This is a genomic window from Demequina sp. (assembly GCF_016278765.1).
In the GTDB taxonomy this organism is placed as follows: domain Bacteria; phylum Actinomycetota; class Actinomycetes; order Actinomycetales; family Demequinaceae; genus Demequina.
Genome location: NZ_JADQBE010000041.1, coordinates 1 through 16,033, shown reverse-complemented (window position 1 = coordinate 16,033; position 16,033 = coordinate 1). Strand labels below are relative to the sequence as shown.

Annotated in this window: 14 protein-coding genes and 2 pseudogenes; 8 read left to right on the top strand and 8 right to left on the bottom strand. The window is 67.4% G+C overall.

What is annotated here, in order from left to right:
- Positions 1-106: 106 nt before the first annotated feature.
- Both QZZ29_RS07950 and QZZ29_RS07945 read left to right on the top strand, forming a co-directional pair.
- Positions 107-598 carry a YajQ family cyclic di-GMP-binding protein gene (locus QZZ29_RS07950; protein WP_291382453.1) on the top strand — a complete coding sequence of 164 codons (492 nt, stop codon included), beginning with the start codon at positions 107-109 and terminating at the stop codon, positions 596-598.
- On the top strand, positions 598-1,344 hold the full coding sequence (locus QZZ29_RS07945; protein WP_291382452.1) for a YwiC-like family protein: 747 nt from the start codon (positions 598-600) through the stop codon (positions 1,342-1,344). The genes QZZ29_RS07950 and QZZ29_RS07945 overlap by 1 nt, the downstream gene beginning before the upstream one ends.
- 20 nt (positions 1,345-1,364) lie before the next feature.
- Here QZZ29_RS07945 and htpX read toward each other — a convergent pair whose 3' ends face one another.
- A complete protein-coding gene (gene htpX / locus QZZ29_RS07940) occupies positions 1,365-2,243 on the bottom strand; it encodes a zinc metalloprotease HtpX (RefSeq protein WP_291382451.1) in 879 nt (292 codons plus the stop codon).
- 152 nt (positions 2,244-2,395) lie between these two features.
- On the bottom strand, positions 2,396-3,769 hold the full coding sequence (locus QZZ29_RS07935; RefSeq protein WP_291382450.1) for an FAD-dependent oxidoreductase: 1,374 nt from the start codon (positions 3,767-3,769) through the stop codon (positions 2,396-2,398).
- Between the two features lie 234 nt (positions 3,770-4,003).
- Between QZZ29_RS07935 and QZZ29_RS07930 the strand changes: the two genes are divergently transcribed.
- From QZZ29_RS07930 to rarD, 6 genes and pseudogenes are all read left to right on the top strand, one after another.
- A complete protein-coding gene (locus QZZ29_RS07930) occupies positions 4,004-5,062 on the top strand; it encodes a phospholipase D-like domain-containing protein (protein ID WP_291382449.1) in 1,059 nt (352 codons plus the stop codon).
- 594 nt (positions 5,063-5,656) lie between these two features.
- Positions 5,657-6,040 carry a hypothetical protein gene (locus QZZ29_RS07925; RefSeq protein ID WP_366479273.1) on the top strand — a complete coding sequence of 128 codons (384 nt, stop codon included), beginning with the start codon at positions 5,657-5,659 and terminating at the stop codon, positions 6,038-6,040.
- 140 nt (positions 6,041-6,180) lie between these two features.
- A pseudogene (locus QZZ29_RS07920) lies at positions 6,181-6,573 on the top strand (phosphoadenosine phosphosulfate reductase family protein); the annotation flags it as partial.
- A gap of 83 nt (positions 6,574-6,656) precedes the next feature.
- A pseudogene (locus QZZ29_RS07915) lies at positions 6,657-6,986 on the top strand (phosphoadenosine phosphosulfate reductase family protein); the annotation flags it as partial.
- A gap of 43 nt (positions 6,987-7,029) precedes the next feature.
- Complete coding sequence (locus QZZ29_RS07910) at positions 7,030-7,800, top strand: ABC transporter permease subunit (protein WP_291382448.1); 771 nt, start codon at positions 7,030-7,032, stop codon at positions 7,798-7,800.
- A gap of 91 nt (positions 7,801-7,891) precedes the next feature.
- Positions 7,892-8,857, top strand: a complete 966-nt coding sequence (gene rarD, locus QZZ29_RS07905) for an EamA family transporter RarD (RefSeq protein WP_291382447.1) — start codon at positions 7,892-7,894, stop codon at positions 8,855-8,857.
- 28 nt (positions 8,858-8,885) lie between these two features.
- Here the strand turns inward: rarD and QZZ29_RS07900 are convergent, their stop codons facing one another.
- The 6 genes from QZZ29_RS07900 to QZZ29_RS07875 form a co-directional block, all read right to left on the bottom strand.
- Positions 8,886-9,566, bottom strand: coding sequence for an O-methyltransferase (locus QZZ29_RS07900; RefSeq protein ID WP_291382446.1), 681 nt, complete (start codon positions 9,564-9,566; stop codon positions 8,886-8,888).
- Positions 9,567-9,707: 141 nt separating this feature from the next.
- A complete protein-coding gene (locus QZZ29_RS07895; protein WP_291382445.1) occupies positions 9,708-11,285 on the bottom strand; it encodes a hypothetical protein in 1,578 nt (525 codons plus the stop codon).
- On the bottom strand, positions 11,278-11,820 hold the full coding sequence (locus QZZ29_RS07890; RefSeq protein ID WP_291382444.1) for a sigma-70 family RNA polymerase sigma factor: 543 nt from the start codon (positions 11,818-11,820) through the stop codon (positions 11,278-11,280). The genes QZZ29_RS07895 and QZZ29_RS07890 overlap by 8 nt, the downstream gene beginning before the upstream one ends.
- Before the next feature lie 74 nt (positions 11,821-11,894).
- On the bottom strand, positions 11,895-12,890 hold the full coding sequence (locus QZZ29_RS07885) for a polyprenyl synthetase family protein (protein ID WP_291382443.1): 996 nt from the start codon (positions 12,888-12,890) through the stop codon (positions 11,895-11,897).
- Between the two features lie 12 nt (positions 12,891-12,902).
- Positions 12,903-14,486, bottom strand: coding sequence for an NADH-quinone oxidoreductase subunit NuoN (gene nuoN, locus QZZ29_RS07880; protein ID WP_291382442.1), 1,584 nt, complete (start codon positions 14,484-14,486; stop codon positions 12,903-12,905).
- Positions 14,483-15,967 (bottom strand): NADH-quinone oxidoreductase subunit M, encoded by a 1,485-nt coding sequence (locus QZZ29_RS07875; protein ID WP_291382441.1) that lies wholly within the window; start codon positions 15,965-15,967, stop codon positions 14,483-14,485. Before QZZ29_RS07875 ends, nuoN begins: the two co-directional genes overlap by 4 nt.
- Between the last annotated feature and the right edge of the window lie 66 nt (positions 15,968-16,033).

The window sequence follows — 16,033 nt, the reverse complement described above, 5'->3', positions numbered from 1 at the left end:
CCGCTCGGGTAACCTGCCTTGCGCTTGGCGCGCATGGAAGGATAGCAAGGAATCCGGGGCCACTGCGAATGCGGCCCCGCGCATCCGACATCGAGAAGGAGTGGTCATGGCTGGCGACAGCAGTTTCGACGTAGTGAGCAAAGTCGATCCCCAAGAGGTTGACAACGCACTGAACCAGGCACACAAGGAAATCGCCCAGCGCTACGACTTCCGTGGAGTGGACGCGTCGATCAAGATGTCGGGCGAGACGGTGCTGATGGAGGCCAACTCCGAGGAGCGCGTCAAGGCCGTCTTGGACGTCTTCATCGCGAAACTCGCTAAGCGCGGCGTGAGCCTCAAGTCGCTCGAATACGGCGAACCGCAGCCCTCCGGCAAACTCTACCGCTTGAGCGCGACCATCAAGGAGGGCATCTCCCAGGAGATCGCCAAGAAGCTCACCAAGCTCGTGCGCGACGAGGGTCCCAAGGGCGTCAAGGCCCTGATCCAGGGCGACGAACTTCGCATCAGCTCCAAGAGCCGTGACGACCTGCAGGCGACGATGGCGCTTCTCAAGGGTGCCGACGTGGACGCGGACCTGCAGTTCACCAACTACCGGTAGTGGCAGCGCCGTCCCGCGCCGAGGGGCGCGCGAGGCCGGCCTGGCGCCGGTGGATCCCGCCACAGCACGGCGTATGGGCCATGTTGTTGCTGCCCTTCCTCGCGGGCGTGCAGCTTGGCTTCACCTGGCTCCACGTGTCTCTGCTGGTGGTGTGGCTGTCAGGCTGGCTGGCGTCGTACTACGCGCTGCTTTCCGTCAAGACCCTGCGACCGCGCAGGTACTGGCGGCAGGTCCTCGCTTACGGGGTGGTGAGCTCCGCGGCGGCCCTTCCGCTCTTCGCGCTGCGGCCGGGCCTCCTGTGGTTCGCGCCCGTCTTTGCGGTGCTCCTGGCCGTCAACACGGTGGCGGCCCGAGTGGGTCAGGAGCGCGCGTCCGGCAACGGCGTCGCCTCCGTGACGATGGCCTCGCTGATGGCGATGATCGCGCCGGCAACGGCGCAACTCGACTGGACCATCGGCATCACTGTGGCAGTCGCATGTTGGCTCTACCTTGCCGGCACCGTGTTCTACGTGAAGAGCATGATTCGCGAGCACGGCAGTCGCTCACACTACATGGTCTCCGTCGCGTTCCACGTGGGCGCACTCGCGGGCGCCGTCGCGGTGAACGCCTGGCTGGCGTTGCCGTTTGCCTGGTTCCTGGCGCGTGCCGCGCTGCTTCCGACATGGCACCTCAAGGTTCCGGCGGTGGGCGCCATCGAGGTCGTCAACTCATTGCTGCTGCTCGGATTCCTGATCGCCCTGTTCTAGACCGGGCGCACTCCCGGGGACTAGTTCAGAAAGCCCCGGTGCGCGTTCATCTCCTCCAGCCGGGCAATGCGCTCGTCCATCGGCGGGTGGGTGGAGAACATGCGCGCGAGGCCGACCCCCTTGAAGGGGTTGGCGATGAACATGTGGCTGACGTTTTCCAGTTGCGGGGTCTGCTGGAGCGGGCGCGCCGCAACCCCGGATTCGAGCTTGCGCAGCGCCGACGCGAGCGCCGCGGGGTCGCCGGTGAGCTTGGCGCCGTCCTCGTCGGCGTCGTACTCACGGGTGCGTGAGATCGACATGCGGATCATGGTGGCGGCCAGCGGCGCCAGGATCAGCATGGCCAGCAGTCCGACGATGCCGAGCGGGTTGTCGCGGCTGTTGCGCCCGCCGCCAAACCACATCGCCATGGTCGCCACGGACGTGACAATGCCCGCGATGGCGGCGGCCACGGATCCGATCAGGATGTCGCGGTTGTAGACGTGCATGAGCTCGTGGCCGAGCACGCCGCGCAGCTCCCGCTCGTTGAGTAGCTCCAGGATGCCCTCGGTGCAGCACACAGCGGCGTTGGAGGGATTGCGGCCCGTCGCAAAGGCGTTGGGGGCGGCGGTGGGCGACACGTAGAGCTGAGGCATCGGCTGGTTGGCGTCCCGCGACAGATCGCGCACGATGCGATACATCGTGGGCTGCTCGACCTCGGTGACGGGGCGCGCCTGCATGGCTCGAATGGCGAGTGTGGCGGAATTCCAGTACCCGATGAAGGTGCTGATCACGCCGAATGCCGCAAACAGCCACAGGTAACTGCCTCCGGCAATGAAACTTCCCAGGCCCAGCAGTACGGCCCAGAGCAACACAAAAAGCCCCAGCGTCTTGGCGCCGTTGAAGTAGCGTCGGGTGGTCACGTGATCCTCCTGTTCGACGTAAGAACGGGTGACCCACTGTGCGCGTTCCAGAATGTCCGGGACGTGCGCTGGACGCGTGGCGGCACGCCCGCCTCGCGGCGCCCGCGATCCCCAGTCTCGCGACGTGGAAGACGGAGGCGGAGGACTGAGAGTTACTCTTTGCGGCGCAGTGCGACGTCCGTCATCTCTTCGCGCGGAACCACCTTGAGGCGCTCCCGACCGTCGGCCTCGCCGGTCGCGCGCTCGTGAGCGTCGAGCACCTCCCAGTCCTTCCACTGGACCACGGGCACGCCGCGACGCTTCAGAAGCGACAACACGTTGTCAGGGCTGAGCTGCTGGGGTCCCGCCTCGGTCTGCGCGAACAGCCGGTCGGCGTCCTCGATCAGGTTTTCGATGGTCTCGGCCGCGTCGGACTTGGTGGAGCCGATGAGGCCCACCGGGCCGCGCTTGATCCAGCCGGTCGTGTAGTAGCCGGGCAGCACGTCGCCGCCGTCCACCACTCGACCGCCGACGTTGGCGATGGTGCCCTTCGACGCGTCGAAAGGAATCCCGTCGATGGGCGTGCCGTAGTAGCCGACCGCGCGGTAGACGGCCTGCACGGGGTAGTCGATGAATTCGCCGGTCCCCTTGACGTTGCAGTCGCCCGTGAGCGCGGTGCGCTCAACACGGACGCCCGTCACCTTCCCGTCCTTGCCCAACACCTCGTGGGGCGCCTGCAGGAAGTGCAGGTGTATCCGTCGCGACGCACCGGTGGGCTCACGCAGGGTCCAGTCGGTCAGCGTCTTGACCACCTGCTTGGTCTGGTGGTGCCCCTCGACGGCCGCCATCGAACCCTCGTCAAAGTCGTAGTCCTCGGGGTACACGATGACGTCCACATCCGGAACCTGACCGAGTTCTCGCAACTCCAGCGGAGTGAACTTGACCTGCGCTGGACCGCGGCGACCGAACAGGTGCACATCCGTCACCGGGGACGCCTCAAGGCCCTCCATGACGTTGGCCGGAATGTCCGTGGATGCCAGGTCTTTGGGTTGCTTGGACAGGATGCGGGCAACGTCGAGAGCGACGTTGCCCACCCCGAAAACGGCGACCTCTTTGGCGTTCAGCGGAAACGTGCGCGGGACGTCCGGGTGGCCGTCATACCAGTTCACCAGCTCGGCGGCTCCGTACGATCCATCCAGGTCAATACCAGGAATGTTGAGGTCGGCGTCCTTGAACGAACCGGTCGCGAAGATGACCGCGTCGTAGTGCTCACGAAGGTCCTGCAGCGTGAGGTCGGTGCCGATGTTGACGTTGGCCAACAGCCGGATGTCGCCACGGCCAAGAACGTTCGCGAGCGCCACGACGATCTGCTTGATGCGGGGGTGGTCGGGCGCCACCCCGTAGCGCACCAGGCCGAACGGAGTCGGCAACCGCTCGATGATGTCGATCGACGCGGGAAGGCTTGCTCTGCTGAGGATGTCGGCCGCGTAGGTGCCGGCGGGCCCGGCACCAATCACGGCGACACGTAGCGGTCGTTCGGTAGTCACGATGAGATTCCTTGGCATGGGAGATGTGGGGCCCAGACGGCGTCCAGGGCGAACGGCACAGAGTATAGACGCCCCAAACTCAACGCCCACGACCTCGTGCGCCATTCCTGCGTGGCCCCGGCGGCGTTACTGCGGCGCGCGGTGGCCGTTGCCCCACGTGAATCTTCGCTGAATTTGCGGTGACGATGTGTGGCCCCGGAATGATTGGACGCCATCAACCGTCAACCTAGATATATGGACATTGCACACCTGACCACGCGGCCCAAGCCGGGCCCCGGACCGGCGCGCGTCGGGGACGACCGCCACCTGGAGCGCGCGGACCTGTTGTTGCCTCAGGAGTACATCGCCGACGCCACCCAACGCATTCATGACGCCAAGCGGCGGGTTCGGGTCATCGCGCTCACCATTGCCGACGAGGCCGAGACCGAAGGCCTGCTGGACGCCTTGGTGGCGGCCGCGCACCGGGGCGTGGATGTCCACGTGGCCGCCGACACCTTCACGTACGCCGATGCCGCCGGGCGCTTTGTGCCGAAGCGTTACCTGACCAAGCGGCGGCGCGCCTCGATGGCTATGGCGACGGAGTTGACCGATGCGGGGGCAACGTTCGACTGGTTGGGTCAAGAGGGAGGCTTACCGTGGCGCGGGCGAACGCACACCAAGTTCTGCGTGGTTGACGACACGGTCTACAGCTTTGGCGGGGTCAACCTCGACGATCGCGGTGCGACCAACGGCGACTACATGCTGCGGATCACCGACCACCGCCTGGCCGAGGACCTGGTGCGCGTCTACGCACGCACCCGCCACGCCAACTCCTTCTTCTCGGGCTTCCGCTCGTCCGCTCTCACGTATGGCAAGGATCAGGTGCTGGTCGATGGCGGGATTCCAGGCGACTCGATCATCTACCGCCGGGCTGTCAAGTTCGCGCGCAAGTCCAAGCGCGTCGTGCTGGTCTCCCAGTACTGCCCCACGGGAGAGCTGGGCAAGATCGTCGCGTCCAAGCACCACGAGATGTGGTTCAACCCGCCGCGCAACGCAAGCCTTTTCAACCGCCTCCTGATCGCCGTGTCGATGGCGTTCACGCGCCACCACACGCTGTACACCAAGCGCCAGTACCTGCACGCCAAGGTGATGGTGTTCTACCTGAGGTCCGGCAAGCGCGTCGCCATCACTGGTTCGCACAACTTTGTGCGCGGCGGCGTCACGCTCGGCACCCGGGAGATCGCGCTGCAGACCAGGAACCCGCTGCTCATCGACGAGATTGAGAAGTTCATCGAGGAACGGGTGCGGCACTGAGCGCATACCTGGTGAGGTATGTGCCTTCGTCCCCGGAGTGAAGTCCGCCGCGCCGACCGTCCGCCTAGGACCTCGGTCCCGTGCCACACTCTCCGCCATGGCCCTCCAGTGCATCCGCTCGCGCTCCATGCGCGCGATGCGCTGTGCCGTGTGGCTGCCGGCTTAGCCGCCCAGACACAGACCCCCTGCAGCCCTGGGCGCTCGGCCTTCCGAGCGTTGCTGAAGCACGCTCGCGGACGAGTTCCCGGTTTTCCCACGAGGACGATCGGTGAGCACCACCACCGACACGCACGATGCCGACGAACGCCGCCAGCGACGCGACGAGGCGCGCCTCATTCGCACTCGCGAGGCTTCGGCGCGCAAGGACACCGCTTCCAAGGACGGACAGTGGGCGGCGGGTGACCGCACCCACTCAACCCGAAGGAGGAGTTCACGTCGGTCTCCGACCCGCTCGACGTGCGCCACCGCATCGAGACGCTGTCCTCCAAGTGGGGCTTCTGATCGATCCCGCCGAGCGACCTTCGCGGCCGCGTGCGCTGGTGGGGTCTGTACACCTAGCGCCGCCCCGGCACCGAGTACTGCAAGCTCGCGATCGTGGAGACCAAGGCGACCGCTCGCGAGGTCGTCAAGACGCTCGACTGGGCCTTCCCCGACCTCGACACCCCCATCTCGGTCCACAACAACGGCTACCCCAATTCGTGCGCCCGCATCCAAGTCGCCGACATCAGACTCAACGGCCAACTGGTGCTGGACGACGAGACGGGTGAGCAAGTGCCCGGCTTCCAGGTGCACCTGGGCGGGCGGCCCGGTCGCGGCGAGGACAACGACTTTGGCCGCAAGTTGCGCGGCCACAAGGTCAAGGCCGACGGGATGCCGGAGTACATCGAGCGAGTGACCCGGAACTACCTGGAGACCCGACAGCAGGACGAGGCTTTCTCCGAGTGGGCCCTCCGCGGGGATGAGGAGGCGCTGCGGTGAGCAAGGATGCGATGACAGGTCCCCTGACGATTCTCAACCCCACGCAGTGGAGCGAGCAGACGGTAGCCGATGTCAACTCCCGGCGTGAAACGGCATCCGCCCCACAGGTCGCGGACTGGGCCGTGGCGACTTTCGGCGCACGTCTTCCGGGCGTGGGCGTGCATTTCCTGGAGACTGGCTACCACTTCCCCGAGACGCTAGCCACCCGTGACGAGGTCGCGCGGCTTCTGCCGATCACCGTGATCAACGCGTGGGTCACCGGCGCGCGCCGGGTAGATGCGACGACGCGCGCCGAACCTCCCGTGGTCCAGTGGGACGCCACACACGGACTCGTGCAGATCAACCCCCTCGCGTTGTGGTCTGACGATCAGGTCGAGTCGTACCAGGACGCCCGTGAGCTCCCTCGACACCCTCTGGTCGCCCAGGGGTTTCCGAGCATTGGCTGCGCCCCCTGCACGCGTGCGATGGCACCCGGCGAGGACCCTCGCGCGGGCCGCTGGGCCGGTCAGGGCAAGACAGAGTGCGGCATTCACGCATGGGCCCCACGCGGGTCCGGGAGGGCCTCAGCACGCTCGAGGCACGCGAGGCCAAGGGCATCCACATCTTGCCAGAGGCGGTCGAGCGGCTCGGGTTGCGACTCACGGCGGCGAAGGTCCAGGACTGCATCGACGACGGCCGCCCGCGCGAGCGCCCCGACGGCACCCGCAACGCGCGCAACCAGCGGCCCGCACTGTGGAACCTGTACAACACGCGGCACCTGCCGGGCCAGCACGTGCGCGTCTTCCCGCTGTCCAACTGGACGGAGTTGGACGTGTGGCGCCACATCGAGCGCGAGCCGCTCGAGCGTCGTGTGGTCCGGTATCGCACCGTAGGCGACGCGAGCTGCTCCGGCGCGGTCGAATCACCTGCCGCCACAGTGGCCGAGGTGATCGCCGAGGTCGCCGCCGACCAGATGGGAATCTCCGCGCCACGAGAGGGGCGCGACGGCTATGTCAGCATCTGACTCCCGGGCGGAGCCCCCCGAGCAGATAGGGCCGCGTCGGCGCTGGGGCCCCCTGCCCACCGTCGTCACCGGCGCGGTGTCTGCACTCGCGTGGTGGCTCGCCGCCCAGGCGGCCGACGCTCTCCCGAGCCCGAGCCCGAGCCCGGGCACCACCGCCACGGAACTGTGGGACATGGCGGCCGACGGTCGCCTCGGGTCGATCCTGTGGCGCATGGCCGCATTCATGGGGGCGTGCTTCGCTATCGCAGTGGTGCTCGGCGTCGCAGGAGGCCTGGCCATTGGCATGTCGCGCTCGGTGGACCGTGGCCTCTCCCCGTACCTGGCCGCCCTCCAAGGCATGCCCACCTCGATGTGGATCCCCGTCGCCGCGATCGTGCTGGGCACCCGCACGGCTGTCCGCAACGTCCCCCCGCTGCACTTGCGCGCCGGGCGCACGCTGGGCGAGAGCGGGACCTCCCTCGTCAGGCGCGTCGTCCTGCCAGCCGCCCTGCCAGGCATCATGTCGGGAGTCGAACTGAGTTGCTCGATCGCCTTTCGCTGTCTCGTAGCGGGCGAGATCTTCTCGGGCGCCCTGTCGGGCACCGGCATCGGCGAGGTGATCGGACGCTCGCGAAAGACGGGCGACCTCACCGAGATGATGGCCACCATCGTGGTGGTGCTGACCTTTACCGTAGCGGTGGATCGGCTGGTCTTCAGCCGAGTGCAATCACGGTTGCGTACGCGCCGTGGCCGCGTGGATGTGGGACTGCCTCACTAGGGCAGTCAAGGGGCGCGTGGGGGCCTGGCCCCTGTGCGACGGTGCCAGTTTCACGCGCTGCGGCCTCAGCGGCCGGTGCCAGACTGTCGCTATGACAGAAGCCCTGGACCGCCGCGGCCTCGCCTACGGCGCCAGCGCGTACGTGGTGTGGGGTCTGTTCCCCATCCTGATGGCCGCCCTCAAGCCCGCCGGGGCGTTCGAGATCGTCGCGTGGCGCGCGCTGTCCTCCCTGCTGGTGTGCATCGCCATCCTCGCCGCCATGGGGGCGTGGCGTCGCTTGCGCGCCGTGGCCAGCCACCGGCCTACCGTGCTGCGGCTCTCTGCGGCATCGGTGCTCATCGCGATCAACTGGGGCGTCATGGTCTACGCGGTCGTGACAGACCGCGTCGCCTCGACCTCGCTCGGCTACTACATCAACCCACTCATCACCGTGGGCCTAAGTGTGCTGTTCCTGGGCGAGCGCCTACGCAAGTTGCAGATGGTCGCCATATCGCTCGGCGCCGTCGCCGTGGTGGTGATCGCCGTGGAGATGGGCGGCCTGCCATGGATCTCCCTGGCGCTGGCGTTCTCCTTCGCCGGGTACTCGTTCATCAAGAAGGGCGTGGGCGGCCGGGTGGACGCGCTGAGCGGCCTGGCCATCGAGACGGCCGTGCTCGCGCCCGTAGCCCTGGGAGTGCTGTGGGTCGTGGGCTCGCAGGGCGACGCGACGTTCCTGGCGCGCGGGGCCGACGGCTTGGGGTGGTGGCACGACGTCATGATGGTCGGCACCGGCACCTGGACGGCTGGTGCGCTGCTGGTATTCGCCGCCGGAGCTCGCAGGCTACCGCTCAACATCACCGGGATGCTGCAATACATCACGCCCACCATGACCTTCGCGCTCGCCGTGTGGTACTTCGGCGAGCCGATGCCCGCCGGCCGCTGGGCGGGCTTCGGCCTGGTGTGGATCGCGCTCACCCTCATCACCGTCGATGCGCGGCGCGCGCGGCCCTTATCAAGGCGCAGGGCCGCTGGGCTCTCGCGCGCTGCTGGCGAGCAGCCGGTGACCGAGCCCATCTAGCCGCCCGCTGCGAGGTGCACTGGGTCCCCTACAGGACCGTCGCGATGAGCATTCCGTCGTAGTCCTTGCGGCCCACGGTCTGCAGCACGGTCGCCTCGACCCGCTTGTCCCGCGCGGCCAACTCCACCACGGCTCGCGCGCCCGTCGCGTATTCGTCGGTGTTGTCGAGGTCCGCAAGGTCGCCGCCATGCACCACGTTGTCGACGACGATGAGGCTTCCGGGCCTCGACACGGCCAGGGCCGCCTCGAAGTACGTAGCGTTGTTGCGTTTGTCCGCGTCGATGAAAGTGAGGTCGACCGGGGCGTCGTCCGCAAGGGCCGGGATGTTGTCGAGTGCCTGGCCGACTCGGATCGTCACCTTGTGCCCCACTCCCGCGGCGTCGAGGCTGGCACGCGCGACGTCGGCATGGCGCTGGTCCCGCTCGTGGGTGATGACCCGGCCATCGGGGGAGATGGCTCGCGCCAGATGCAGCGTCGAGTAGCCGCCGAGCGTGCCGAACTCCACGACCGTGGTGGCGCCGATGCTGCGCGCGAGGATTCCCAGCAGCCGCGCGTGCATGGGGCTCACGGCGATGTCGGGCATGTCGGCGCCGCGCTGAGCGGCAAGCACCGCCGCTTGGGCGGAGTCCCCCGCCGCGAACTGGGACTCAAGGTAGTCGTCCACGTAGTCCCAACGAGCGGACTGGTCGGGGTGCGTTGCATCGCTCATGGATCGAGCGTAACCGGGGCGCCGTTGGTTGGCGAGGGTACGAACTACGCCATCGACGGCGCTGCACTGCTTGGCGGTACAGATTGAGCCATTTTCGCGGTGGGGGCGCCCGACGGCGCCTCCACTCACTTCGCCCTTCGGCTAGTTCGCGACGAGCGTCCAGCCGTAGCTCATGCTCGGGACATCCGGGCCAAAGCCGTAGAGCACCGCCAACTGCGCGTCCGCAAGATCGGCCGACGTGGCGTAGCCGCACGGCTGCAGCGTTCCGCGGATCCCGTTGAAGGCGGCGATAAAGCCACCCCTGAGGTTCACCGTGTCGGGCGACTTGTAGCCAGCGCTCGCGCCTCCCACGCCGTTGGCAGTCCAGTCCACGACCGGTTCGCCGGCCACACCCACGATCGCACCTTCACTCACCGCAACTGTCTCTAGATACGTCAGATTGCCGTAGAAGGGCCCATCTCCTTGACTGCCGCCAGTCGGCTGCCATCCCGTCACACGTGGCGTCTGGGCGATCATCGTCTTCGGGTCCATCTCCCACAGGGGTGCGGTGACGTCGACCATGAGTCCGTCCTCGCCCACGTCAAATGTGTCGGGATCGCTGATCATCACCTCGCCGCTCGCAAGGCGCGCGGTCACGTCACCCGAATTCTCAAGGTCCGCAGGTGGCGGCGCCTCGCACTGGAACACCTCGGACTCCGGTCCGGACAGCGGCTCACCCATCGCCTGAGTATCCGTTGATGTGGCACCCTCGGACGCACCGGCCTCCGCAGCCGCTGTCTGCTCCTGCGAGGGCCATTCGAACGGGCCGCTCGGAGGAGTCGGCTGGCATGGAAGGTCAGGGATGTTCTCGGGTGTGTAGTCGAACCGCAACTCCCACTTCGAGCCATCAGCAAGCGTGACGCGCAGCGCCACGTATTCGAGCGCGTTCGTGTCAATGTCTTCCCGCACGCTGGGCGTGGCACCACCGTTCAGCAACGCCCCGGTGTCTTCGCGACCATCCGTGTAGCCCGCCACAAAGTCGGTGGTGGCGCCGTCTGGCACCGCCCCGGGGTCATAGCCCGCGCCGCCGCCCGTGAGCGTGATTGCCAGCGTCTTCCACAGGTTGTCCAGGTTCACCCCGTCAGGAGCCGGCGCCGGCACGACCCGCGTCCAGGCATAACTGTCGAGCGCTGCATCCACCCAGATGTCGCCACCGCCAGAGTTCTGGGTGTAGTCGCCGACAAGCGGCGGCATGTCATTGGGCAAGTCCGGCCGTGAGAGGCTCCGCAGATGACCGTCGCCGAAGTCGAAAGGGTAGTCCCCATTGGGCCCCGGCTGGACCCGGGTCACGGTGCCGTCCGGGGTCACGGCAACCACAAAGCCGGACGCCGAGTCCACGTAGGCGCGGCCAATGTAGTACCCATCAGGCAGCACCTCCGCGTTGGCCGGAACGTACGCCGCACACTCCCCCAGCGAATACGGGTCGTCCATCACCAGTCGCTGCGCGGGGTTGAGCGCGTCACCGCCACCACCGCCCCCGACAACCCCCATCGCCGTCGCGACGATGCCGACCGCCGCCGCCGCAGCCACCGTGCTTGCGGCACCGGCCCGCCATGCGCGCCGGTTGCGAGTGTCTCGCGTCGAGCGCGCAGCCAACCCGCCCCACGACCTTCCAGCGTTCCCCAGCGCATCGGCATGGGACTCAAAACTCCCCTGAAGCACCTCTCGCAGGTCACGCATGTCTGTCACCTCGCCTGGTCGCCACCACAACGGTGATCTCCTGATCCTCTTCCCACGCGGTCACGTCCAGCAGTGGGAGAAGCTTTGCCCTTGCGTCGGACAGGTAGCGCTTGACGGTTCCCTCGGCCAGGCCCAACCGTGCCGCCACCTGGGGCACCGTCATGTCGTCGAAGAACCGCAACACGATGCACACCTGCTCACGCGGGGAGAGTTCCCTGAGAGCAGCTCGCACGTCCAGGCCCGCGTCAATGTCAGGGGTGTGCTCGGCGCGCTCGAACGCCCGTGTCAGCGCGCGACGCTTGCTCGCGGTCGAGCGGGCCTTGTCGATGACGATGCTGGGCATCGCAGACCGGACGTAGGCCTCTGCCTCGTCGACGGTGCACAGCGGCCGCGGCCGGGAGAACACCTTGACGACCGCGTCGTGGACCAGGTCTTCCGCGTCGCCGTCGCGCCCCACCAGCAAGGCGGCATAGGCCACCAGCCTCGACCCGCGTTCGGCGAGCAACTGCTCGACCAGCATTTGCCACCGTGCCACGTCCCCCACCTTTCGCCCCCACCCTGCCAAACGGAGGTGGGTCGCAAATCGTTGGGCGCTACGAGTTTCGGGTGCTACGCCGCGCGAGTCACGAGCGCCTCGGCGAACGCAATCAGCGCGTCCTTGACCTCGCCGGCAGGCAAGTCGTCGATCGCGCCCACCGCTTGACGGCTCCACTCGGTGGCGAGCGCCTCCGTCTCGTCGAGCACCGGGTGCGCGCGCAAACGCGCGACAACGTCGGCCAACGCGGCGTCGTCGGTCAGGTCGCCGTCGATCGCGGCCAGCAAGGCGTCGTCCTCCTCCGTGCCATCGGGGCCGACGGCGCGCTGGCGCAGCAACAGCACCGGCATGGTGGCCACGCCTTCGCGCAGGTCAGTCCCGGGGGTCTTGCCCGAGACGTCGCCGTCGGAGCGAATGTCGAGCACGTCGTCGGCGATCTGGAAGGCCACCCCGGCGAGTTCGCCATAGTGGGTGACCTGCTCGACGGTCTTGCGATCGCAGCCGGCAAACATGGCGCCAAAGCGGGCGGAGGTCGCGATGAGCGAGCCCGTCTTGTCGGCGAGCACCTGCAGGTAGTGCTTCACGGCGTCCTCGCCATCGGCGGGACCCACGGTCTCGTGCAGCTGGCCCAGGCACAGGCGCTCGAAGGTCGAGGCCTGAATCCGGACAGCCTCGGGGCCAAGCCCCGCCACCACGGCCGATGCGCGGGCAAACAGAAGATCGCCGGTCAGGATCGCCACCGAGTTGCCCCACACCTCGTGGGCCGCCGGAGCGCCGCGCCGCGTGGGCGCCGAGTCCATGACGTCGTCGTGATACAGGGTGGCCAGATGGGTCAGCTCGACCACGACGGCGGCGTCCAGCACCTCCGGCCGCGCGGCGTCGCCGAGCTGCGCGGTAAGTAGCGCGAGCATCGGGCGCAGCCGCTTGCCACCCGCATCCACGAGGTGGCGCGAGGTGGCGTCCGCGAGCCTGTCCGACTGCGCGACGGCGTCCCGCAGCCGTTCTTCGATCAGTGCCAGCCGTGGCGAGATCGAGACCTCGAGCGCGGCATTGCCGATGGGGAGGGCCATGGTGAAGGGCGCCTACCCGCCTGAGGTGACGGGATGCGACAGCAGGACGCCGGCGTCGTCCGCAAGGTTCAAGGCGCCCGCGGGCAGCACGCCGAGCGCCAGCACAATGACTCCCGCGACAATCGCCACCGCCCGGCCGATGCCGGTGACGCGCACCTCGACAAGGGGCGTGGCGTCGTCGGGGGCATCGGTGAAGAACATCAGCACCGCCAGGCGAATGTAGAAGAACGCGGCGGCCGCAGACGCGATGACCGCCACCAGCACGAGCGGCCAGGCGCCCGCCTCGATCGCGGCGCGGAACACCACAAACTTGCCCACAAACCCGGCGGTGAGCGGGATCCCGGCGAAGGAGATGAGGAACAGCGACATGAGGCCCGCGAGCAGCGGGTTGCGCTTGCCGAGGCCAGCCCACTGGCCAAGTCGGGTCGCCTCGGCACCCGCGGCACCGTCGGGCGTGAGCTCGCGCACCTGGGTGATCACGGCGAACGCGCCGAGGGTCGCGATGCCATACGTGGCCAGGTAGAACGGCAAGGCGGACAGGGCCGTGGGCGAGAATCCCGCGAACGCCACCAGCAGGAAGCCCGCGTGCGCCACCGATGAGTACGCCAGCATGCGCTTGACGTCCGTCTGAACGATCGCGAGCACGGTGCCGAACACCATGGAGGCGATCGCGACGGTCCACATCACCCAGTTGAGCTCCCAGGCGAACTTGTACAGCGCCAGGTAGGACAGGCGTGCCAGTGCGGCGACGGCGGCGGCCTTGGTGGCTGCGGCCATGAACGCTGTGACGGGAGAGGGGGCGCCTTGATAGGCATCGGGCACCCACATGTGGAATGGCACCGCGCCGATCTTGAAGAGCAGCCCCACGACCACCATGAACAGGCCGAGCAGCAGCAGGGTGTGCCGCTGTGGGTAGTAGTGCTCGAACAGGCCGGTCATGGCCGTCGTCTCCGTGGCGCCGTAGACCAGTGCGACGCCGAACAGGAGGATCGCTGAGGAGAAGGCTCCCAGCAGGAAGTACTTCAGCGACGCCTCCTGGCTGAGCAGGCGTCGTCGGCGCGCCAGCGCTACAAGGATGTACAGCGGCAGAGAGAACAACTCGAGAGCCACGAACAAGAACAGCAGGTCGTTGACGGTGGCGAACAGCATCATGCCGCCGGTCGCGAGCATCAGCAGGGGGAACGACTCGGTGACGGCCATCCCCTTGGCGCGGGCGACCGTCTCTTCGGACGATCCCGGCGCCACGGATGCCAGCGGTGTGAAGGCGTCCTCGCCCTCACGATTGCGGTCGGCAAACAGCAGCACGCCGCCGATGGCGAATACCACCAGCAGAAATTGCCACGCCAGCGCCTGGCGGTCGAGGGAGATCATGTTGCTCAGCACCACGACGCCGGCCCCGTCGATGGCGACCCACTGCCAGACGATGGCGAACGCCGAGAGCACGAGCGCCACGACGGCCAGCTGCAGCTGCACCATGCGGCGCATCGCGACACTGCGCATGAATGCCTCGATGAGCACACCCACGGCGCCCGCGACGAGCACGACGATGATGGGCACAAGGGGCGCCCAGGCGATATCGGGAGCGGTGTACGTCACAGCCCGGCCTCCTCAACACTGACAACGATGGCTGCGCTCGGATCCTTGAAGTAGTTCACCGCAAGGGCCGGCACAAACCCGAGCACGAGCATGGCCACGATCAGCGGCCAGACGGCCACGCGCTCCATGAGCGACAGCTCCTTGGTGGGCTCCATGGCCTTGGGAGCGGGGCCGGTGAACACCTTCTTGTACGTGAGCAGGATGTACAGGGCCGCGAGGATCACGCCCAGCGCGGCGATGATGACGCCCCACCTGGCTGCCTCGTAGGAGCCGATCAGCACCATGATCTCCGAAGCGAACGGCGACATGCCAGGCAGCGCGAGCGCCGACAGGCCGACGATCAGGAAGGTGCCCGCGAACACGGGAACGACTCGCTGCAGACCGCCGTAGGCCTCCACCGAGGCGGTGCCGTGTCGCTTCACCAGGAAGCCGACCAGCAGGAACAGGGCCCCCGTCGACAGTCCGTGGCTCACCATGTAGAACGTCGCGCCCTCGATGGAGGTACGGGTGAAGGCGAAGATTCCCAGCACCATGATGCCGAAGTGGCTCACCGAGGTGAATGCCACCAACCGGAACATGTTGTCCTGGCCGATCGCGGCGAGCGCGCCGTAGATCACGGAGATGACGGCCAGCACGATGACGACCGGTGCCGCCCACGCCGACGCCGCGGGGAACAACGTGAGGCACAGGGTGAGCATCCCGAAGGTGCCGACCTTGTCGAGGACGGCGACCAGGAGCGTCGTGGTCCCTGCGCGTGCCGACTCGGCCACCGTGGGCAACCACGTGTGAACGGGCACCATGGGCGCCTTGATCGCGAACGCGAAGAAGAATCCGAGGAACAGCAGGTTCTCGATCCATGGGGCGTCATACGTGAGGCCGGTGAGGTTGTCCGTAAGGAATGCCTGATCGCCGCCGGGGCCCGCAAAGTACAGCGCGATCACGGCTACCAGCATGACGAGGCCGCCGAGCAGCGAGTAGATCAGGAACTTTACCGCCGCATACCGGCGCTGCTCGCCGCCAAACGAGCCGATGAGGAAGTACAGCGGCAGCAGCATCGCCTCGAACAGCACGTAGAACAGGAAGACGTCGCGGGCCGCGAAGATGCCCACCATGAACGCCAGGGTGATGAGCAGCAGCCCGTAGTACTGCGCGCGGCGCGATTCCTCCTCGTCCTCGGTCCACCCGGCGAGCATCGTGAGTGGGGTGAGCAGTGCGGCCAACAGGATCAGGCTCAGCCCGATGCCGTTGATGCCGAGAGCCCAACTCGCGCCGATCTGCGGAATCCAGGAGTAGGTCTCGGCGAACTGGAACGCACCGGCGTCGCCGCGGTCGAAGGCGGCAAGCATGCCGATGACCGCGGCCAACTCCAGGCCGGCGACGGCCAGCGCGAACTGGCGTGCGACGGCACGCAACTGCGGAATCGTCAGCAGTGCCAGACCCGCCACGGCAGGTACGGCGATGAGGATCGTCAGAATGGCCATGGGTTATCCCCCCACCACGATGATGCTGGCGAGCACCAGGAATCCGAGCAGCATGAGCATCGCGTA